At 53.4% G+C, this 20,536-nt stretch carries 20 protein-coding genes and 3 tRNA genes; 14 read left to right on the top strand and 9 right to left on the bottom strand.

Going from position 1 to position 20,536, the window contains the following annotated elements; translation table 11 throughout:
• Nucleotides 1-91 precede the first annotated feature (91 nt).
• Nucleotides 92-1,105, bottom strand: a complete 1,014-nt coding sequence (locus RAC65_RS11480) for a glycosyltransferase family 32 protein (protein WP_058702102.1) — start codon at nt 1,103-1,105, stop codon at nt 92-94.
• A 501-nt stretch (nt 1,106-1,606) separates the two neighbouring features.
• Between RAC65_RS11480 and RAC65_RS11475 the strand changes: the two genes are divergently transcribed.
• Nucleotides 1,607-2,557, top strand: a complete 951-nt coding sequence (locus tag RAC65_RS11475; protein WP_033740176.1) for a YncE family protein — start codon at nt 1,607-1,609, stop codon at nt 2,555-2,557.
• On the opposite strand, the gene RAC65_RS11470 is transcribed toward RAC65_RS11475, so the two are convergent.
• Nucleotides 2,554-3,108: a histidine phosphatase family protein gene (locus RAC65_RS11470; RefSeq protein WP_039338802.1), complete on the bottom strand. Its 555-nt coding sequence runs from the start codon at nt 3,106-3,108 to the stop codon at nt 2,554-2,556. The genes RAC65_RS11475 and RAC65_RS11470 overlap by 4 nt on opposite strands.
• A gap of 585 nt (nt 3,109-3,693) precedes the next feature.
• Here RAC65_RS11470 and RAC65_RS11465 point away from each other — a divergent pair.
• The 4 genes from RAC65_RS11465 to RAC65_RS11450 all read left to right on the top strand — a co-directional run bounded on the left by RAC65_RS11465 (nt 3,694) and on the right by RAC65_RS11450 (nt 8,576).
• Complete coding sequence (locus tag RAC65_RS11465) at nt 3,694-5,088, top strand: MFS transporter (protein ID WP_110267884.1); 1,395 nt, start codon at nt 3,694-3,696, stop codon at nt 5,086-5,088.
• Between the two features lie 45 nt (nt 5,089-5,133).
• Nucleotides 5,134-6,159 (top strand): LacI family DNA-binding transcriptional regulator, encoded by a 1,026-nt coding sequence (locus RAC65_RS11460; protein ID WP_033740178.1) that lies wholly within the window; start codon nt 5,134-5,136, stop codon nt 6,157-6,159.
• A 9-nt stretch (nt 6,160-6,168) separates the two neighbouring features.
• A complete protein-coding gene (locus RAC65_RS11455) occupies nt 6,169-7,155 on the top strand; it encodes a nucleoside hydrolase (RefSeq protein WP_110267883.1) in 987 nt (328 codons plus the stop codon).
• 200 nt (nt 7,156-7,355) lie between these two features.
• On the top strand, nt 7,356-8,576 hold the full coding sequence (locus RAC65_RS11450) for an MFS transporter (protein ID WP_375096718.1): 1,221 nt from the start codon (nt 7,356-7,358) through the stop codon (nt 8,574-8,576).
• Here RAC65_RS11450 and RAC65_RS11445 read toward each other — a convergent pair.
• Both RAC65_RS11445 and RAC65_RS11440 read right to left on the bottom strand, forming a co-directional pair.
• Nucleotides 8,573-9,037, bottom strand: a complete 465-nt coding sequence (locus RAC65_RS11445) for a YbaK/EbsC family protein (RefSeq protein ID WP_375096717.1) — start codon at nt 9,035-9,037, stop codon at nt 8,573-8,575. The genes RAC65_RS11450 and RAC65_RS11445 overlap by 4 nt on opposite strands.
• Nucleotides 9,038-9,229: 192 nt before the next feature.
• The gene (locus RAC65_RS11440) at nt 9,230-10,324 is read right to left on the bottom strand and encodes a diguanylate cyclase (protein ID WP_039338799.1); all 1,095 of its coding nucleotides are present in this window, start codon (nt 10,322-10,324) and stop codon (nt 9,230-9,232) included.
• A 257-nt stretch (nt 10,325-10,581) separates the two neighbouring features.
• On the opposite strand from RAC65_RS11440, the gene RAC65_RS11435 reads away from it, so the two are divergent.
• Nucleotides 10,582-10,815, top strand: coding sequence for a DUF1435 family protein (locus RAC65_RS11435; RefSeq protein ID WP_006121831.1), 234 nt, complete (start codon nt 10,582-10,584; stop codon nt 10,813-10,815).
• Between the two features lie 45 nt (nt 10,816-10,860).
• On the opposite strand, the gene RAC65_RS11430 is transcribed toward RAC65_RS11435, so the two are convergent.
• From RAC65_RS11430 to rsmC, 4 genes are all read right to left on the bottom strand, one after another.
• Nucleotides 10,861-10,947: transfer RNA gene (locus tag RAC65_RS11430), tRNA-Leu, on the bottom strand.
• Nucleotides 10,948-10,975: 28 nt separating this feature from the next.
• Nucleotides 10,976-11,062, bottom strand: a tRNA-Leu gene (locus RAC65_RS11425).
• Between the two features lie 30 nt (nt 11,063-11,092).
• Nucleotides 11,093-11,179 (bottom strand) — tRNA-Leu (locus tag RAC65_RS11420).
• A 159-nt stretch (nt 11,180-11,338) separates the two neighbouring features.
• On the bottom strand, nt 11,339-12,370 hold the full coding sequence (gene rsmC / locus RAC65_RS11415; protein ID WP_054634539.1) for a 16S rRNA (guanine(1207)-N(2))-methyltransferase RsmC: 1,032 nt from the start codon (nt 12,368-12,370) through the stop codon (nt 11,339-11,341).
• A gap of 105 nt (nt 12,371-12,475) precedes the next feature.
• Between rsmC and RAC65_RS11410 the strand changes: the two genes are divergently transcribed.
• Genes RAC65_RS11410 through yjjG form a run of 3 tightly spaced genes read left to right on the top strand, consistent with a single transcriptional unit; the run spans nt 12,476 to nt 13,998 of the window.
• Nucleotides 12,476-12,886 carry a DNA polymerase III subunit psi gene (locus RAC65_RS11410; RefSeq protein WP_006121833.1) on the top strand — a complete coding sequence of 137 codons (411 nt, stop codon included), beginning with the start codon at nt 12,476-12,478 and terminating at the stop codon, nt 12,884-12,886.
• The gene (gene rimI, locus RAC65_RS11405; RefSeq protein WP_006121834.1) at nt 12,858-13,298 is read left to right on the top strand and encodes a ribosomal protein S18-alanine N-acetyltransferase; all 441 of its coding nucleotides are present in this window, start codon (nt 12,858-12,860) and stop codon (nt 13,296-13,298) included. The genes RAC65_RS11410 and rimI overlap by 29 nt, the downstream gene beginning before the upstream one ends.
• Before the next feature lie 19 nt (nt 13,299-13,317).
• Nucleotides 13,318-13,998, top strand: a complete 681-nt coding sequence (yjjG, locus tag RAC65_RS11400; protein WP_006121835.1) for a pyrimidine 5'-nucleotidase — start codon at nt 13,318-13,320, stop codon at nt 13,996-13,998.
• A gap of 113 nt (nt 13,999-14,111) precedes the next feature.
• Here yjjG and RAC65_RS11395 read toward each other — a convergent pair whose 3' ends face one another.
• A complete protein-coding gene (locus RAC65_RS11395; RefSeq protein WP_375096716.1) occupies nt 14,112-14,780 on the bottom strand; it encodes a YtjB family periplasmic protein in 669 nt (222 codons plus the stop codon).
• Nucleotides 14,781-14,887: 107 nt separating this feature from the next.
• Between RAC65_RS11395 and serB the strand changes: the two genes are divergently transcribed.
• The 5 genes from serB to RAC65_RS11370 all read left to right on the top strand — a co-directional run bounded on the left by serB (nt 14,888) and on the right by RAC65_RS11370 (nt 20,281).
• Nucleotides 14,888-15,865 carry a phosphoserine phosphatase gene (serB, locus tag RAC65_RS11390; protein ID WP_033740188.1) on the top strand — a complete coding sequence of 326 codons (978 nt, stop codon included), beginning with the start codon at nt 14,888-14,890 and terminating at the stop codon, nt 15,863-15,865.
• A gap of 13 nt (nt 15,866-15,878) precedes the next feature.
• Nucleotides 15,879-17,261: a DNA repair protein RadA gene (gene radA / locus RAC65_RS11385; protein WP_006121838.1), complete on the top strand. Its 1,383-nt coding sequence runs from the start codon at nt 15,879-15,881 to the stop codon at nt 17,259-17,261.
• 92 nt (nt 17,262-17,353) lie between these two features.
• Nucleotides 17,354-18,592 (top strand): multifunctional transcriptional regulator/nicotinamide-nucleotide adenylyltransferase/ribosylnicotinamide kinase NadR, encoded by a 1,239-nt coding sequence (gene nadR, locus RAC65_RS11380; RefSeq protein WP_375092765.1) that lies wholly within the window; start codon nt 17,354-17,356, stop codon nt 18,590-18,592.
• A 322-nt stretch (nt 18,593-18,914) separates the two neighbouring features.
• A complete protein-coding gene (locus RAC65_RS11375; protein WP_324029107.1) occupies nt 18,915-19,832 on the top strand; it encodes a winged helix-turn-helix domain-containing protein in 918 nt (305 codons plus the stop codon).
• A complete protein-coding gene (locus tag RAC65_RS11370; protein WP_006121842.1) occupies nt 19,832-20,281 on the top strand; it encodes a hypothetical protein in 450 nt (149 codons plus the stop codon). Before RAC65_RS11375 ends, RAC65_RS11370 begins: the two co-directional genes overlap by 1 nt.
• Nucleotides 20,282-20,536: the final 255 nt, after the last annotated feature.

The following is a 20,536-nucleotide window of genomic DNA, read 5'->3' as shown; positions in this document are numbered from 1 at the left end:
CTGCAACCTGTCTGCCGCCATTTTGGCGGCAGATTCACATTGCCAACAGATAAAAACACGCCATCGCGAATGCTGAAGAAACCGTGACGGATTACGCGCGCTGCTCCTGGGGGGCCAGCAGTCTGGCGGGCGACGACAGAGTTTGATGCATGACTTCACCTATCAGGCTGGAGCGATTGTAAAAGCGCAGCTTAAGGTTGAAATCAAGATGTGTGCGTTCGCGGGCACTCAGTTTGATCACCGGAGGAGGCGTCAGAGGACGTTGCTGGAATAAAACACAGCGGACAAACGCCGTGCTGTTACCGGCATCAACTCTGTGATAATACCCGGCGCTCGCTTCGGCTTTACGCAAAAGGAAATTGACCCGACGATATTCGTCCATCGCCAACTGGTGGGCCAGCGACGGCAGCTCACTGTCAGGATGGCTGAGGTTTTGTCTCAGCGCAGGGAAGTCACTGCGTTTCTTTAACTCCAGTAGATAGTTATGCATACCGACATATTTTACCGGTGCCAGTTGTTTGAGCCATTCCCGGATAAACGGGTTTTGGACGGGCGCGGCGAGAACGCTGGTATCAATCACCGGCCTGAGTGAATGACAGGTGGATTCCTGGCGGTAATAGCCGATCAAATCCCTGGGGCTGAGGCTGTGGGCCTGATGTATCCACGTCAGATCTTCAAACAGTAAGGTATGACAATCAATGCTGATGCCGCCATAACGGAGCAGCAGTTCCAGCCGGATGATGTCGTTTTTTAGCGCCTGCGTCAGATCTGAAGAGATAAACTGCAACTCAGGCAGCCAATGACTCAGCGTTTGCGGAGTCACCAGATGAACATCATGATCCGGATTATCGCGACGAAGTTTGCGAATTGTTAAGGCGACAGAGGCAGGTAACCGTTCGCCAGGCCAATAGAGCCAGACCGTTCTGGCAATGGCAGGCAGTGACTTAGGCACCGCGGTCAGTTCCACATCGTGTTCAAGGCCAGGATCATATTCTGGCGCACTGAGGGCACGGTGCTGTTTCATCGTCAGCAGCATACGGCTGGTGAAGGCGAGTTTTTCCCAATGGCGCCAGAGCGGAAGCAAAGAACGGCGATGCGAAGTCATATTTCACCTGTTATTTTGGTTATTGTGTTTTATGCCGGTCGTCAAAATAACGTGCTTAACTGCCAGCCTGTATCTGAACCGCTATAAAAGCAGACATCGCTGTACTGCAATGCTTATTCGTCTTGCCGGGTGATGTGACGATGGCACGTGGCAACGACGTTTTGAACAGGCGAAATCAACCACGCCAGGTTATTTAATAGAACACAATGTAGTCATTCGCTATGCCTGATAAACACTTTAGGATAAAACGGAAATAACGCTCAGCCGGAAACAAAAATAAATATTTATTCACGCTAATGGTTTATTTGTTTATGACAAACTGAGTCTGTCGTCATGCTGAACATTTAACTTCAAAAAAACCGATACACTGTGAAGCTGTCAAAGGGATACAGGCTAAATCGGGATAAAAAAATTATTTAGCATATTTTATCAATTCTCAGGTGTACGCAGCCCGATAACCCTTGTCTACGCTTTAAGCTTACCGATGATAAAGGAGATGCCATGTCGTTTGACTCTCGAGGATTACTGGCGATCGACAGACAAACCCGCCGTGCGCTGTTTCTCGATCCCGACACGTTTGCCGTCAGCCAGGCCGTGGACGTGATTCCGACGCGGCTGCATGAACTGCTGATGCTTGCGCCCTGGGGAAAAGCTTTTTTGCCCTTGTACGGCGATGCGATGCGAAGTGAACTCCCGCATCCCGGGCACAAAGTCGCCGTAATTGATCTTCGACGGCGGGAAATTACCGACTACATTGATCTGTCGCCGTCTAAAGCGCCCCACAGCGGTCAGTTAGGGCGGGATGGCAAAGTCTATTTGTGTTGCGAGAATCCAACGGCCGTCGTGGTGATCGACCCGCAGACGCATCGTGTTGAAAAGACCATTCCCATTCCGCTGGATAATACCCATCGCCTGACGCTCTCTCCGAGCGGCCGCAAATTATTTACCGACAACGAGCAGGACGCCACTATCACCGTGGTGGATCTCTGTGAGGCGGAAGGGCGCGTCATTGATACGGTGCTTATGCCGGGCCCCGTTTCGGGTCTGACAGCTTCACCCAAACATCCCTACCTGATCGCCAGCGCCGCCGATGCGCCCTTGCTGTATGTGGTGGATCGCCAGAGTCATCGTATCCGCCAGAGGCTGGCTTTGCCCGATCATCAGCATCCCTGCCAGAAAGTGCGCTTTAGTCCGGACGGGGACTACCTTATGGCAATGGGTGATCAGGAGCCGACTGTGACGCTGTTTGACGAGTTGCTTAATCCGCTGGGGCGAATCACGCTGGCTGGACAACCGCTCGATGGCTGTTTCAGCCCGGACAAAAAAAAGCTGCTGATCACGCATGATGACAATAAGACGTTAAGCGTGATTGATTTGATGCGCCAGACCGTGGTGGTGACCGCAGAAGTGGGCGCGGGTTATGAAACGCTGAGCTACTTCCAGATCGATTAAATAAACGGGCGATGATAAATCGCGGAACTCCAGTGACGGCTGCTGGCATGCTTTTCGGCCTGCCAGCCACGCTTACGCAGTTCGCGGGCAATCATTTTGTTCATAATGCCGTGACCCAGCAATAAAACCGTGCCTTTCTCCGATAAGGCGATCAGCCTGTCAGCGGCGCGCGACGCCCGTGCGCGCGCATGTTGCAGTGATTCGGTCTCGCCCGCGTAACCACACAACCACATCGCACGCAGAATGGCCTGCCAGACAAAGGTGGGTAACTGAAGGCGATCGGCCCGCAGTAGCGGAATGCCGACTTCACTGAACAGCGCATCGACATGATGGGGGCGCAGCCCCAGGTGCGCCAGCGATGAGTGGGCGCGGGGTAACGGACTGCAGACGACAACCGCGGCGTTGCGCGCGATATTGATGCTGCGTTCAGGCGGCCCATCGCTGACCAGCGAAAGATCATAGGCTTCGCACCAGTCCGCCATGCCCTGCGCACTCAAACGGCGGGCAAAAGGGTGGGCGGGTTTGCCGTGTCGCATCAGGATAATGGTCATAACGTGTAAACAGCGTCCTCCAGGTCAGGTGCGGACAGGGCTCTGCGCGACTGTACGCGATACAAACGTGGTGCGTTGTCATTTAGCAGTCACACCAGTATGCGACAACAGCATCTGATGAAAGGTTCTGACGGCCAGTTTGGCTTAATGATAAAAGAAAAGTGAACCGGGTCTAGCGTTATGCTGTTTTTTTGCGCGTCAGGTTACAATTAACTCTCTGATTTTGCGTTAAAAATAGCATCTGATGCAGCTTGATACTAAAGAAAATCTAACAAATTTTCTCAAGTGCTATTGATTTATCTACGCGCGTAGATAAACTAGCTTCCAGTGATTGCTCTCGGTGCCCGATGCACGGTAGGCCGATCGAGGAACAAGTTACATTCGCCAGACTTATACGACCGCTGAAAAATACAGCGGCGAAGCTCGCGATACTGCGGATTCCAACACCAGGGAATCTTTTAACTTTCCTTTCATCATGGTTAGCCAACTGAATGTCGCCACCAGAGCGATTCTTCTGCTTACAGTCAGGGAATTGTCTCTCGGAATGGCATTTATCTATCTGCATATTTTCAAGGGACAGCGTTTATGACGGCACAGCACTCCGTTACGACACAGGCATCACTGCCTTCTACCTCCGCCGCAGATGAGCGGTTTAACACCTCAGCCGGCCGCAAAGATTTTTGGCGCGCTACGGTTTCCTGTTGGTTAGGCACGGCAATGGAGTATGCAGATTTTGCGCTCTATGGCCTGGCTGCGGGCATCATTTTTGGTGATGTCTTTTTCCCCGAACAAACGCCCGCGATGGCACTGCTTGCCAGTTTTGCCACCTGGTCCGTTGGGTTTATTGCCCGTCCGATCGGTGCCCTGTTTTTCGGCTGGCTGGGCGATCGTAAAGGCCGCAAGGTCGTCATGGTCACCACCATTATCCTGATGGGCGCCTCCACCACGTTGATTGGGCTGATTCCCAGCTATGCTTCGATTGGCATCTGGGCGCCGGCCTGCCTGGTGCTGTTACGCTTCAGTCAGGGCTTTGGGGCGGGCGCCGAACTCTCAGGCGGAACCGTTATGCTGGGTGAATATGCACCGGTCAGGCGCCGTGGCCTGGTGTCATCGGTCATTGCACTCGGCTCTAACAGCGGCACGTTGCTGGCCTCGCTGGTCTGGCTGCTGGTGGTACAAATGGACAAGCAGAGTCTGCTGGAGTGGGGATGGCGCATTCCGTTCCTGAGCAGTGCGTTGATCGCTCTGGTGGCCTTGTGGATCCGTCGTAATCTGCGTGAAACACCGGTATTCGAGCGTAAGAAAGCAGAGCTTGCCGAAACGCGCGCCCAGGTGATTGCCGCGCATCGTTCTGAAGCGGATACACGCCCGTTCTTTCAGCGCACACGTGCCTTCTGGACAATGGTCGGGCTGCGCATCGGTGAAAACGGCCCCTCTTATCTGGCCCAGGGCTTTATTGTGGGCTATGTCGCCAAGGTGCTGATGGTAGATAAATCCGTGCCCACCACGGCGGTGTTTATCGCCTCATTGCTGGGGTTCCTGATTATTCCGTTTGCAGGCTGGCTGTCTGACCGTTTTGGTCGCCGTGTGGTCTATCGCATGTTCTGCCTGCTGCTGATGATCTATGCCTGGCCTGCTTTTACCCTGCTGGATACGCGTGAACCGGCCATCGTGATTCCGGTGATTGTGGTCGGCATGGCGCTGGCTTCTCTGGGCATCTTTGGCGTACAGGCGGCCTGGGGCGTGGAGATGTTTGGCGTGAATCACCGTTATACCAAGATGGCGGTCGCGAAAGAGCTGGGTTCTATTATTTCAGGCGGCACCGCCCCGTTAGTAGCGGCGGCCATGCTCTCTTATACCGGACACTGGTGGTCTATCGCCGTCTATTTTTCCGTGATGGCCACGATTGGTTTCCTGACTACGTTTGTGGCACCGGAAACACGTGGGCGCGACCTTAACCTGCCAGAGGACGCTATCTGAAACAGGCTATGCTAAAGGCAGTGCACGTTAAGTGAGGAAGGGGAAGTGGCGAAACAGGTGAAAACCGCCGTGACGCGGAGTGACGTTGCTAAAGCTGCCGGGACCTCCGTCGCTGTGGTGAGTTATGTCATCAATAATGGCCCGCGTCCGGTTGCGGACGCGACCCGGCAACGGGTACTGGCGGCAATAGAGCAGACCGGCTATCGCCCGAATGCCGCCGCGCGTGCCCTGGCGTCAGGGAATACCAAAACGTTTGGTCTGGTGGTGCCCAATATCAGTAACCCCTTCGTCGCCTCCATGGCGCATATGCTGCTTCAGGAGTCGCTCAACCACGGCCATGTGATGCTGCTGGGTGATGCCGGCGACGATCGCAAGCGTGAACTGGAGCTGATTCAGGGGCTGCTGAACCGTCAGGTCGACGGTCTGTTTTACACCAGTGTCGATCGCCATCCTTTCATCGATATCATCAAAGCCAGCGGGACACCGCTGGTCATGCTGGATCGGGTCGACCCACAACCCGGTGTCAGCATGCTGCGGGTAGATGAGCGTGACGCGGCGTTTCAGGTGACGTCGCATTTACTCAGCCATGGCTATCAGCAGGTCGGGATGATCAGCGGTCCCCGGGACATGCTGAATGCGCAGGATCGTATTCAGGGCTGGCGCGATGCGCTGCGGGCGTATGGTTTGCCAGCCGATGATGCCAACATTTTCCCCGCAACCTATACACGTGAGGGCGGCTATCAGGCTGCTTTACGTATGATTGCCAGTAAACGGGTGCCGCGCGCCCTGTTTGCCAGCAACGAAGGTCAGGCGATTGGCTGCATTCGCGCCTTCAGCCAGCATGGCCTTCGTGTGCCGGACGATGTGGCCCTGGTCTGTTTTAACGGAACCGATCAATCCGCCTACCATGTTCCGGCATTAACCACCGTGCGCCAGCCGGTTAAAGAGATGGCACGCTGTGCGATTCATATGCTGAAAGCGTGGAATGGCGAGGCACGGATTGAAGCATTCCCACACCAACTTGAGATTGGTGAATCTTGTGGCTGTCGGCCATCAGAACAAAACAAATAAAGCGACCTAATGAAAAGACTGATTATTGATTGTGATCCGGGGAACGGGATTGCCGGGGCCAATACTGATGATGGCCTGGCCCTTTCCCTGGCGTTAGCCTCACCAGGGCTCTCGCTGGAGTTAATTACGACGGTCGCCGGGAATACCCCGAGTGATGTCGGTGCACGAGTCGCTAAAGACTTAATGGCGCGGCTGGGCTGTGCGGTTCCTGTCGTACAGGGGGCAACGCGGGCGTTGTGCGAAGATCCTGCGCCCTGGCGCGCGCTGCTGGATAAGCGGGTCGAACAACTCGACCTGATGGCGTTATGGCAGGGCGTTCCTCAGCCTGCGGCATTACCGGCTGACGGAAACGATGCTGCTGAGGCGATGGGGCAGCTCATCTGTGATAATCCCGGCGAGATCACCCTGATTGCGATTGGCCCGTTGACCAATGTGGCGCTGGCCATGCAGCGTTTTCCCGCAATGGCCGAAGCGGTAGCCGAGATTGTGATTATGGGGGGTGTCTTTGCGCTGGAAGACTACATCAAAGACACGAATTTCGGTGTGGATCCCGAGGCGGCTCATCAGGTGTTGCACAGCGGTGCCGCCATTACCCTGGTGCCGATGGATGTGACAACACAAACCATGCTGACCCAGGCCGATCTCAAACGTCTTACCCGGCATGCTCATCCGCTGACCCGTTTCGTGCGGGAGACGTTGCAGCCCTGGATAGATTATTCAATGCAGACCCGGCATCTGCCAGGTTGCTGGATTCATGACGCGCTGGTTGTCGCCTGGTTGCTTAATCAGCGTGTCGCCTGGGGCACGGATTACCGGGTCGATATTGAGCTCCGTCCGGGAGCCACACGCGGGAAAAGCTGGCGTTATCGTCAACCCCTGCGGCTGGATGTCGGTATCCCACCGGACAGCGGTGCGCTGGTACATGTGCTGCACAGTGTGGATAACGCTCTTTTGCTGTCCATTATTGAGTCGGCATTTCAACACCTTCCTGAATAACGTACAGGCGATTCGTCGCCTGACCTGCTGGCAGGAAGTCAGACACGCTTTCTTACAGCCTGATCCACTGCCTCACAATTACGCAATACGCTCTCCTCCTAAACATGATGTATACATTTGATTAACAATCACATCACTCTTCGTTAGCCACCAGAAAATTTTTGGGCGGAGCGCCAGAGTGTCTCAGAGAGGAGACTTGTATGCTTGACTGGACATCGACCCAGCGCAATGTGGCTTTCGCCTGTTTTGCCAGTTGGACGCTGGACGCTTTCGACTTTTTTATTCTGGTGTTTGTCCTGAGTAATCTTGCTCAGTACTTCCATAATTCCGTCACCGACGTGTCGGTCGCTATCATGCTGACGCTGGCGGTGCGCCCATTGGGTGCCTTACTGTTTGGCCGGATGGCGGAAAAATATGGCCGCAAGCCTATCCTGATGCTGAATATCGTCTTTTTCTCGGCGTTTGAGCTGTTGTCCGCCTGGTCACCCACCTTCACCGCATTTCTGGCCTTTCGTGTTTTCTACGGTATTGCCATGGGCGGAATCTGGGGCGTGGCATCCTCGCTGGCGATGGAGACAATACCCGATCGTTCACGCGGTCTGATGTCGGGACTGTTCCAGGCGGGTTATCCCTGTGGCTATTTGCTGGCGTCCATTGTGTTCGGTCTGGTTTTCGACATGGTAGGCTGGCGCGGCATGTTTCTTATCGGCGCTGTCCCGATTCTGTTGTTGCCGTTCATCTACTTTAAAGTCCCGGAATCCCCGGTCTGGCTGGCCGCGCGTGAACGTAAAGAAAGCAGTGCCCTGATGCCCATCCTGCGCCAGCACTGGAAAATATGTATTTACATGGTGCTGCTGATGGCCTGTTTTAACTTTTTCAGCCACGGCACGCAGGATCTGTATCCGACTTTCCTCAAAGTGCAGCATCAGTTTGATGCGCACACGGTCAGTATTATTGCTATCGCCTACAATATTGCTGCGATGCTGGGGGGCATTTTCTTCGGTACGCTGTCAGAACGCATTGGGCGCAAGCGAGCCATTATTATCGCGGCGCTGCTGACGCTGCCTGTGTTGCCGTTGTGGGCCTTTTCCAGCGGTTCCTGGACGATTGGTCTTGGTGCCTTCCTGATGCAGTTTATGGTGCAGGGCGCCTGGGGCGTGATCCCGACTTACCTGAACGAACTGGTTCCGGGAAACGCAAGAGCAGTGTTGCCCGGCTTTGTTTATCAGTTGGGAAATCTCATTGCGTCCGTCAACGCGACGCTACAGTCGCGCATTGCTGAAGCGCATGGCGGCAATTACGGTCTCGGTATGGCCATTGTAGCCGGGACGGTGGCAGTATTGATTTGCCTGTTTGTCGCCTTTGGCCGGGAAACGCGCGGCATGACAATTTCGGGAACGGTGGCAAAGCAGACGCACTAGCGCGTTTCACAGACATCTACCCATTTTGCCGCAGTGAGTTCAGCCATATGCTGCGGCGAAATGCGGACAGCGCTGTGAATCGATCCTGCGGCAGGCAACACTTCATCAAAGCTTTTTAACGAGATATCGCAATACACGGTCACCGGGTTTTCCAGGCCAAAAGGGCAGACGCCGCCCACAGGATGCCCGGTCCAGCTAATCACTTCGTCCACACTCAACATGCGCGCTTTCGCACCCAACACCGCTTTCAGCTTACGATTATCTAACCGTGCATCACCGCGTGTGACCACCAGGATCACCTCATTTTTCACTTTGAGTGACAGCGTTTTCGCAATTTGTCCCGGTTCAACACCGTGAACACGTGCCGCCATTTCTACCGTTGCCGTACTGTATGGCATCTCAATGATGTCGATTTCCGGCGCACGCTCGGCAAAAAACTGGCGTACAGACTCCAGGCTCATTTTTTACTCCCGACTAATCGAAGGCGTAGAAATTGCCATAAGCCCGCGGTGGTGTAAACGGCAGAGCGAAAGAATAGGTAACAGAATGCATAACGGTACGTTAACAGAGAGCTATGGCCGTCAGGCCGGGGACAGACAGCCCCCGGTGATGTACGTGCCGACGGCTGGTGGTCCTGCGACCCGGCACGGCGGTTAGCCGATCTCGCTGACGGTGTTGTGAAGTACGGGGAGATCTTCCCAGGCGAGGATGGTATTGCGCCCCTGATTTTTTGCCACGTAAAGCGCACGGTCGGCGTTCGCAACCGCCTGATCAAATTCATCATCGTAAATAGGGGCAATGCCTGCGCTGATAGTCACATGCGTAGAAACGCGCTCATTAAACATATGCGGTATTTCCAGGTTGACGACATATTGCCGAATACGTTCAGCCAGTTTCATGGCAATCGAGGCATTCACATTGGTCATCAGCACAAGAAATTCTTCGCCGCCATAACGGGTTACCACATCACGTGACCGAACGGCGTCACGAATAGCGACGGAAACGCGGGCCAGCGCCTGATCGCCCATCGCGTGGCCGTAATTATCGTTGTAGGCCTTAAAATGGTCGATATCAAGCAATAACACATAATGGCTACCCGCATGATTATCCAGAATGTTATCAAGGCGGTTCTTCAGCCCGCGGCGGTTATATAAACCGGTTAACGGATCGAGCATACTGAGATCGCTAAACGATTCTTTCTCTTCATATAATTGATACATTAAGCGCAGTGTAAAATCTTCCGAACGTCGGCGCATTAAATGTTGTAAAGAAAACCCGATCAGCGGCAGGGCAATGGTCAATAAAATCAAGGGCAAATGCTGTCCGTGATCCAGCATCAGCACGGTGAGCATTGCGGGCGTGATGTGCAAACAAAACGCCACTAAATAATCGCTTAAGGCAATCGCACTGATAAAAAAAACGCACAGCAGACTGACAATCAGAAATCCACCATCCGTCAAAGAAACAAACTGGTAGCGGTGCTGAATATGCCACGCCCATAACCCGCCTAAAATCAACGCCACAGGATTTAACAGGGGTAATTTTAGTTTTGCCTTTATTAAACACGTGGCCAGCATCGTCATACTGAAGAAAGCCACCATAATCACCGGTAAAGTAACTTGTGTTTCATTGTTTTCTGCTAAAGGGAGCAGACAAAATAGTGAAACGGCAGCGTTTAAAAACAAAAAGAGCATGAAAGAAAGGCGGTATTTGCTGTGTTTCAATTCATCATAAGATTCTATTTTCATTATTGATACTCGTGACGGCCCTGAAATAACAAAGCAAAAGCCGGCAAATGATTTCAGCCGATCGACAGATTTAATATTGCTGTTATAAATTGTGTAATCAGCCGCAATTTAGCATTTTCTTGTTTCTCTGTCATCTTCCCGCCGGGCCACAAAAAACAAGCTGCGCATTGAGAATAGTTATCATATGATAATGGGAATGGTTATCATCCATGTGATCAGGTACTGTCCTGACAGTGATGACAGATGAGGAGACAATGATGCGCGGGATAAAACTGGACAGTGCATGGGCGGGCGTACTGGCCTGTGCGGTAATACCAGCCATGACGCTATGGCAACCCAGCTTCGGGCAGTGGCGTATGATGATGTTGGTGGCGTTACTGCTGACAGTGCTGATGCTGTTTAATCAGCGGATGCGGCATTATGTGTTACTGCCTTCCTGTCTGGCGCTGGCGAGCGTGCTGGCAGCGATTAGCGTGAGATTAACCGGATAGTAACAGTAAAAAGGGAGCAGAAGAAAAAGAGAGGGAGGACAACGTTGGTGCGAAGAGAGGGACTTGAACCCTCACGTCCGTTAAGACACTAACACCTGAAGCTAGCGCGTCTACCAATTCCGCCACCTTCGCATCCTATTGTCTTTTCATATCACCGCATTGGTGCGAAGAGAGGGACTTGAACCCTCACGTCCGTTAAGACACTAACACCTGAAGCTAGCGCGTCTACCAATTCCGCCACCTTCGCGCAGTGCTCGCGATATGAAATCTGTGATTTTGGTGCGAAGAGAGGGACTTGAACCCTCACGTCCGTTAAGACACTAACACCTGAAGCTAGCGCGTCTACCAATTCCGCCACCTTCGCATACCCGTAATACGTTACCGTATTACAACCACGGAGGCGCATTTTAGAGATTTTACTCAATGCGTCAACACATATTTCGCCAGACGGAAACGATCGCTGCAAAAAGCAACGTTTTCAGCCTGGCAACACGCAAAAAGGGCGAAAAAGGCAGAAAAAAGATTAGCGGGCTTTCGCACCGCGACCGTAAACGGCACGGTAAACTTTGAAGCGACCGGTCTGCGCCAGCACTTCATGATTGCCAAAGGTTTCGTCCAGCACCTGGGGATAAGGCAGGAAGGCATTCGCCACAATGCGCAGTTCTCCGCCGCTGTTAAGGTGCTTAACGGCACCACGAATCAGCGTTTGTGCTGCATCCAGGCTGGTCTGGGTGCCTTCATGAAACGGCGGGTTGGAGATAATCATGTCAAAGCGCCCGGTGACATCGGAAAAGACGTTACTGGCAAACACTTCGCCTTCCAGACCGTTAGCGGCCAGGGTGGCTTTGCTGGCCTCGATTGCGGCGGCATGGACATCGCATAACCACAGGCGCACTTTGGGCGAATGCGCCGGTAACGACGCCGCAATCACGCCTGCACCACAGCCGATATCCAGCACTTTGCCTTTGGTATGGGGCGTGAATGTTGAAAGCAGTAACGCGCTGCCGGCATCCAGGCCGTCGCGGCTGAAAACGCCGGGTAAGGTATGGATGGTCAGGTCATCCAGCTGATAGCGGTTGCCAAAGGCCGAAGCATCAAAGGCGGGCTGCTTCTCCAGACGTCCGTGATAAAGACCGCAGCGACGCGCACTGTCGATTTTTTCCAGGGTCACCCACTGCTCCAGCATGCCTTCTGCGCTGCGCACGCCGCTGCGGTTCTCACCGACGACAAACACATCACAGCCGACGGGCAGTAACGACAGCAGGTTCTGCAACTGAAACTGCACTTCAGGTTTGTTTTTGGTCCAGAAGTAAACCAGCGTATCGCAACCCTGCACATCGTCGGCCTGCGCAACCAGTCCATAACGCGCCTGGTCGCCCAGGCGGCGGCTCAGGTTTTGCCAGTGATGATATTGTTGGGTATGCACACGGGAAGAGGCAGTCTCCAGCTGTGCGGGCAGGTCATCCTGCAGGTCGCCAGCAAATAAAACGTGGCGGGTGGAAAATTCATCACTGTGGCGCAGAATGACTTCACTGGCCGGGGTAAAAGCAGACATGTCGGGCTCCTGTAAGATCTGAGCGGAGATTATAGTGGTTTGTTGGCGCATGTTCGATGGGTTTGCTAGCATAGCGTCGCATTCCGCGAGCAAAGCAGGTATACCATGACGTCCAGGCGCGACTGGCTTTTACAGCAAATGGGGATAACGCAGTATCAACTGCGCCGCCCGCGCGTGCTCCAGGGCGAAATCGCCGTGCGGCTTTTGCCGGATACCCAGCTGATTATCGTGGCGGAAAATCCGCCTGGTTTGCAGGAGCCTTTCCTGCGTGATGTTCTGCACACGCTCGGTCTGAAACCCACTCAGGTCATGACCGTTACGCCGGATCAGCTGCAAATGCTGCCGGAAACGTTGAACTGTGCAGGGTGGTTGCTGGGCGTTGAGAGCGAGCAATCCTTTAACGGCGTGGCGTTATCGAGCGCGTCTTTCAATGAACTCCTGAGTAGCGGTGCCGCCCGGCGCGCGCTCTGGCAACAAATGTGTGAACATGACAGCCATTTCTTTTCTCACGCCTGACGCGATTCCCCAGGCTTTCGCGATTGAGTGCCGTAGCCATGCGTTTCCATGGCGCGAAGAGACCTTTATCAGCAACCAGGGCGAGCGGTTTCTCAACCTGCGGCTGGATGTCGAGGGCCAGATGGCCGCCTTTGCCATTACCCAGGTGGTGCTGGATGAAGCTTCGCTGTTTAATATCGCTGTCGATCCGGCGTATCAACGGCGCGGCTTCGGGCGGGCGCTGCTGCAGCATTTAATCGATCAACTGCTTGCACGCGATGTGATGACGCTGTGGCTGGAGGTGCGTGCGTCCAATGCACCGGCCATCGCGCTGTACGAACAGCTGGATTTCAACCAGGTCAGCCGCCGTCCCAACTATTACCCTTGCGCCAGTGGCCGTGAAGATGCCCTGATCATGGCGCTGACGCTGTAGCCGCTTGTAAGGAATGTCGATGTTAGATAACTGGGATTGCATTCTGTTTGATGCAGATGACACGCTGTTTCACTTTGATTCGTATGCCGGCCTGCAACGCCTGTTTGCCGGGTACGATGTCCGGTTTACCGACCAGGATTTTGCAGATTACCAGGCGGTCAACAAGCCGTTATGGGTGGAATACCAGAATGGCCAGTTATCCGCACTGGAGCTTCAGACTCGCCGCTTTGCCGGCTGGGGGCAAAAACTGAGCGTGGCGCCGGCCATTCTTAACGATGGCTTTCTGTCAGCGATGGCGGAAATTTGCCTGCCGCTGGAGGGCGCAGACAGCCTGATGACGCTGCTACACGGCCGCGTCAAAATGGGCATCATTACCAACGGCTTTACCGCCCTGCAGCAGCGCCGTCTGGAGCGTACCGGCTTTCTTGATTACTTCTCTGCGCTGGTGGTGTCAGAAGAAGTGGGCGTGCCTAAGCCTGACGCCAGAATCTTTGACTATGCGCTCGCGCAGCTGGGAAACCCACCGCGCGATCGGGTGCTGATGGTCGGCGATACGCCGGAATCCGATATCCTTGGCGGCATGAATGCCGGTATTAAAACCTGTTGGGTTGACCATGGGACGCGCCCCTTGCCTGACGCAATTAAACCCGACTGGCGGGTGAACACGTTATCAGAGCTGGAAGCGCTGCTCAGAGGCTGACTCTCGCCCGAAGTGCAACGTCAGTAAGGCCCGTGAAACGGGCCTTTTACATTGGGCTAAGCGTTAAGGAAGGCAGGAGAGGGCTGTCAGACGTTGACCTGTAAACCCTTCCGTCACGCGGAAGGGTTCGCGGCGTCGTCTTTTTTCTCGTCCTCTTCGTCATCCTCTTTCACAGGCGTACTGGCCGTGAGCAAAAACGGAGACTGCTGCCAGCGCGTGCGACGGTCGCGCAGTAACGTGCGACTCAGGATGATGCCAATGGCCAGCGCCAGGAGCATCATCAGGCGCAGAATATTGGTGGTGTTATCCACCTGGCGTGATTCGGTGACCAGCACGTGCGTATCCAGCGTAACGCGCAGAAAGCCAGCAGGGCCATTGCTGCCGCTGAGCGGCTGGACAATTTGATGATTAAAGTAACTGCCCGCGCGCTTGCCATCCAGCGCCAGCCGATCGCGCACGTTGATATTTTCGCCGCTGTGCGCCACCAGGCTGCCATCGCCTGCATAGACGGACGCATCCAGAATACGGCTGTTGTCGGTCATCTGACTGATGATGGCCTCAATCTGGCTACGATTGTCTTCGCTGTTATCCATCAAGGGTTTCAGACTGAAAGCTACTTGCCGGGTCAGCGTCTGGGCCAGCTCTTCTGCCTGTTCAGAACGGGCCATTTGATGGCCAAGGCTAAACCAGGATGCGCCTTGCATAAGCACCACTAACAGCGCCAGTGAAATCAAAACAATCACCGTGCGATGTAAGCGAAATTTCAGTGCGGTTTTAGCCATTAATTATCCGAATCACGTGACGACAGAAAGCCTGGATATTATGTTGCCAGAAGCAGCGCAGACAAGGTAGCCTCTTGCGTGGTTTTGTTGTTCCTACAGGAGCCCTGATGTCAAATCATCTTACCTGGTGCGATCTGCCTGCTGATGTCTCTCTCTGGCCGGGGTTGCCCCTTTCACTGAGCGGTGATGAAGTCATGCCGCTGGATTACCGTGCTGGCCGAACCGGCTGGTTACTCTATGGCCGCGGTCTGGATAAACAGCGTCTGACCGATTACCAGCATCAGCTTGGGGCCGCCATGGTGATCGTCAGCGCCTGGAACGTCGACGACTATCAGGTTATCCGCCTGGCGGGCTCCCTGACGCCGTTTGCCAGCAAGTTGGCGCACGAGCTGGCGCTGGACGTAGCGCCGCTGGGGAAAATCCCCCACCTGAAAACGCCGGGCCTGCTGGTCATGGACATGGATTCCACCGCCATCCAAATCGAATGTATTGATGAGATAGCCAAACTGGCGGGCTGCGGCGAGCAGGTGGCAGAAGTCACCGAGCGGGCGATGCGCGGCGAGCTGGATTTTACCGCCAGCCTGCGCCAGCGCGTGGCGACGCTAAAAGGGGCGGATGCCAATATTCTTAAGCAGGTGCGCGACGAACTGCCCTTAATGCCGGGTCTGACCACGCTGACCAAAAAATTACAGGCGCTGGGCTGGCAGGTCGCGATTGCCTCAGGTGGCTTCACCTATTTTGCCGAGTTCCTGCGCGATAAGCTGCATCTGGCGGCAATAGCCGCTAATGAACTGGAAATCCGGGACGGAAAACTCACCGGCGAGGTGCTGGGTCCTGTCGTTGACGCACAGTACAAAGCAGAGACGTTGAAAAAGCTGGCTAAGCGTTTTGAGATTGCGCCAGAACAGACCGTGGCGATCGGCGACGGTGCCAATGATTTGCTGATGATAAAAGCGTCGGCGCTGGGCATTGCTTACCATGCCAAACCGAAGGTCAATGAGCAAACCGCCGTCACGATTCGCCATGCCGATTTGATGGGCGTGTTTTGCATCCTGACCGGTAGCCTGATTCACGAAGAGCGTTAACTGAGGAGTTGTTTTGGCCAAAGCGGCAAAACGCGCATTTGTCTGTAACGAGTGCGGCGCAGATTATCCACGCTGGCAGGGGCAGTGCAGCGCCTGTCACGCCTGGAACACGATTACCGAGGTCCGTATTGCTGCCTCACCGGCGGCGGCGCGCAATGAGCGCCTCAGCGGTTATGCAGGCAATGCCGGAACCAGTCGGGTGCAAAAGCTGTCCGAAATCAGTCTGGAAGCCTTGCCCCGTTTTTCGACCAGTTTTAAAGAGTTTGACCGCGTACTGGGTGGCGGTGTGGTACCGGGCAGTGCCATTCTGATTGGCGGTAACCCCGGCGCCGGGAAATCGACGCTGCTGTTGCAGGTGATGTGCCGTTTAGCCGAGAGCATGAAAACCCTCTACGTCACCGGGGAGGAGTCATTACAGCAGGTCGCTATGCGCGCCCATCGTCTGGGATTGCCGAGTGACAATCTGAACATGCTGTCGGAAACCAGCATTGAACAGATCTGCCTGATTGCGGAGCAGGAGCAGCCGCAAATCATGGTGATCGACTCGATTCAGGTGATGCACATGGCGGATATCCAGTCGTCGCCGGGCAGCGTGGCGCAGGTGCGTGAAACGGCCGCCTATCTGACGCGTTTCGCTAAAACCCGTGGCGTGGCAATTATCATGGTAGGCCATGTGACCAAAGACGGATCGCTGGCCGGGCCAAAAGTTCTGGAGCACTGCATTGACTGCTCCGTCCTGCTGGACGGCGATGCCGATTCCCGCTTCCGGACGTTACGTAGCCATAAAAACCGCTTTGGTGCCGTCAATGAACTTGGCGTATTTGCCATGACCGAGCAGGGCATGCGTGAGGTGAGCAACCCATCCGCCATTTTCCTGTCGCGTGGTGAAGAGATCACGTCCGGCAGTTCGGTCATGGTGTTATGGGAAGGCACCCGTCCTTTACTGGTGGAGATTCAGGCGCTGGTGGATCATTCGATGATGGGCAATCCGCGTCGGGTTGCGGTCGGTCTGGAACAGAACCGCCTGGCCATTCTGCTGGCAGTGCTGCATCGTCATGGCGGTTTGCAAATGGCGGATCAGGATGTGTTCGTCAACGTGGTCGGCGGCGTGAAAGTCACGGAAACCAGTGCTGACCTGGCCCTGATGCTGTCGATGGTGTCCAGCCTGCGCGATCGCCCTTTGCCGCAGGATCTGGTTATCTTTGGCGAGGTCGGACTGGCCGGAGAGATTCGTCCGGTGCCCAGCGGACAGGAGCGCATTGCTGAAGCGGCTAAACATGGCTTTAAGCGGGCGATCGTGCCGGCGGGTAACGCACCGAAAAAGCCGATTGAGGGCATGCGCGTATACAGCGCGAAGAAGCTGGCGGATGCGTTGGCTATCCTTGATGATCTCTAAGCGAGTCCGTTTGTCCGGTGGCCGTATGGTCACCGGGCAGACGACAGGCTACGCTCTTCCCCTCGTTGAACATTGCTTGCAGGAGGCACCACATGTCGGCGTTTGATTATTTAAAAACGGCGATTCGCCAGCAGGGCCACACGCTTCAACAGGTGGCCGATGCCAGTGGCATGACCAAAGGGTATTTAAGCCAACTGCTTAACGCGAAAATTAAAAGCCCCAGCGCGCAAAAGCTGGAGGCACTGCACCGTTTTCTCGGCCTGGAATTCCCCCGTCGCGATAAAAAAATAGGGGTGATTTTTGGCAAGTTTTATCCGCTCCATACTGGCCATATCTATCTGATTCAGCGCGCCTGTAGTCAGGTCGATGAGCTGCATATCATCATGGGCTACGACGAGCCGCGCGATCTGAGCCTGTTTGAAAACAGCGCCATGTCGCAGCAGCCCACCGTCAGTGATCGTCTGCGTTGGTTACTGCAAACCTTTAAGTACCAGAAAAATATTCGCATTCACGCCTTCGATGAAGAGGGGATTGAGCCCTATCCTCATGGCTGGGATGTGTGGAGCGCAGGGGTAAAGATCTTTCTGGAAGAGCAGGGGATTGCGGCAGACTGCGTCTATACCAGTGAGGCACCTGATGCTGAGATGTATCAACAGCATCTGGGCATTCAAACCATACTGATTGATCCGAACCGATCGTTTATGAATATCAGCGGCACGCAGATTCGTCAGGATCCTTTCCGCTTCTGGGATTACATCCCCACCGAAGTGAAGCCCTTCTTTGTGCGCACCGTGGCCATTCTGGGCGGTGAGTCGAGTGGGAAATCGATGCTGGTGAATAAGCTGGCGAACATCTTTAACACGTCCAGCGCCTGGGAATATGGCCGCGACTATGTCTTTTCACATCTGGGCGGCGATGAGATGGCGCTTCAGTATTCAGACTACGACAAGATCGCGCTGGGCCATGCACAGTACATCGATTTTGCGGTGAAATATGCCAATAAAGTGGCATTTATTGATACCGATTTCGTCACGACCCAGGCATTTTGTAAAAAGTATGAAGGCCGTGAGCATCCGTTTGTTCAGGCCATGATTGACGAGTATCGCTTCGATCTGGTGATCCTGCTGGAAAACAACGTACCCTGGGTAGCGGACGGGTTACGCAGCCTGGGCAGCTCTGTCGATCGCCGCGAGTTCCAGAGCATGTTGATAGCGATGTTAGGTGAAAACAACATCGACTTCGTTCATGTGCAGGAAGAAGATTATGACGCGCGCTTCCTGCGCTGTATTGAACTGGTGAACGGTATGCTGGGCGAACAAAGCGCCCTTTGAGATGTTTGCCTGCACGCCGGGGCGGTGAGGGGACACCCTGCCGCTCCTCACGTCCTGTTTTCTGCCCCTGTTATTTTCCCGCCTTTTTGTTTACAAAAAATAATGCTTTGCGAAATACCGCGCCCTCCAAATAACGTACGTAACATACACAAACAAAATAAAGAATTTTGAATTCCTGAGTAACATTATTTCGTATTTAAAGTCTGAAATTATTTTATTTCTTCTGTTTGTTTATGTTAAATGTAAGTTCAATATTATTTACTGGCTTATATTAAGGGAGTATTCATAAGACAGAAATAAGGATATATCCGGATTTAATAATATGAAAAAGATAAGTATTGGTAATGAAGTGGTTTTTTATCCTGGGAAAAGGGAAATTGTTGGTAATAATCAGACGCTGAAGCTGCATTCTTCAGTCTCATATTGTTTTGAATTGCTGATCGCGCGGCAGGGCGAAATTGTCGATCATGAGGCGTTTTATCAGTATGCCTGGCGACGGTTTGGGATGGAGGTCAGTGCCAATGCGTTATATCAAAGTATTTCGCTCATCAGAAAAGCGCTGTTGGCATGCAATATCCGTCAGGATGTGATCAGGACCATTCCACGCCGTGGCTTCATGCTGGCAAATGCGATTCTTATTGAGGAGTCGACAATTGCGCCTGCTGATGAGGACGCTGGGGCAGGAAAAAACGACCAGAAAGACGAACAGAATATTCCGCCCTTCGCTACGTCCGGTGAAGAGGCGAGTGCGTGCGATACAACGGAATCCGTTATTCAGGATGATGAGGATATTTCAGAAAACCTTATTAAGAACGCACCGTATTCTGAACCAGAATCTCAACAGCCCATCAGCCGTCCTGAGCCTGCTGAATTCACTGTCAGCAAAGGCGCTTATCGCTATGCTATTTCGACACGGCATCTTTTTATCACGGGACTGGCGGTGATGACGATACTGGTTTGTGGTTTTGCCATCATGACCTTTTCACTTCACCGCCACGAGATGATTTTTATTAAACGGTTTGATATGAATGGATGTGAAATATACGCCAATGAAAAAGCCGGTAATGGCCTGGTCGCGCGCATCGCCGTTGACAGTAAAGTCAGTTGTACAGAACGACGAAAGATTTATATCACGGCATTTACCAATGGTGAACGCATTTCGGTACTGCAATGTAAAAATGCACTCTCGTTTTTCGGCTCCCCCGACTGTATTTCGTATTATTATATAAGGAGTAAGTAGTGAAGTTAACCTTTCTGTTGGCTGTAATCGTGATGACAGCAGCAGGCATTGTCGTGTTTTTATTCAGACAGGATTCTGTCCATTGTATTGCAAACAGTAATTACATCAGAAATGGTGAGACATTTTCCGTCATCACCTCTCATGATATGCGAGAGGGGCACGGTGTTATCGCCATCACCGGCCGACTCACCGATCACGATAATAACGTTACTCGTCTGAGCAAAATTATCCGGTTTACTTATCAGCGCGAGGGCGATCTGTACCTTGCCCGGTCAACATTAATTGAATCGTCCCCGGATAATCAAATGTCCCAGCAGGAACAGCAAAAGTGGCTGCCGGCATTTTTTATTAACGTGGGGGCGACGTTTCCCTTTGTCATCAAAAGGACGGGTATTGACACCTGGACATTTTATTCGGGCCCTGTTCCGCTTTACCTCTGCGAAAAATAAGCCATAAAACGTGGCGATCGTTAATGTTCTTTGTGGGTTCCCGGTCTGTGGTTATCTTAAGGGGACTCTCATTTCAGTAACAGAGGATTAACACCATCTAATTGAATTTAAATATCTTTCTATTTGATGGTGCATTCCTTCACATAAGCTCAGAACACTTCACACACCGTTCCCCTGCCGTGCGCCTTATGATCCTCGCCGCCAATGCGCATCTTTATTCATCAAAAATCATAAGAGGGAATCAATGAAAGCCAG

The organism is Pantoea sp. BS_8, from assembly GCF_041954965.1.
Taxonomy (GTDB): domain Bacteria; phylum Pseudomonadota; class Gammaproteobacteria; order Enterobacterales; family Enterobacteriaceae; genus Pantoea; species Pantoea stewartii.
This window is presented reverse-complemented; position numbering and strand designations above follow the sequence as displayed.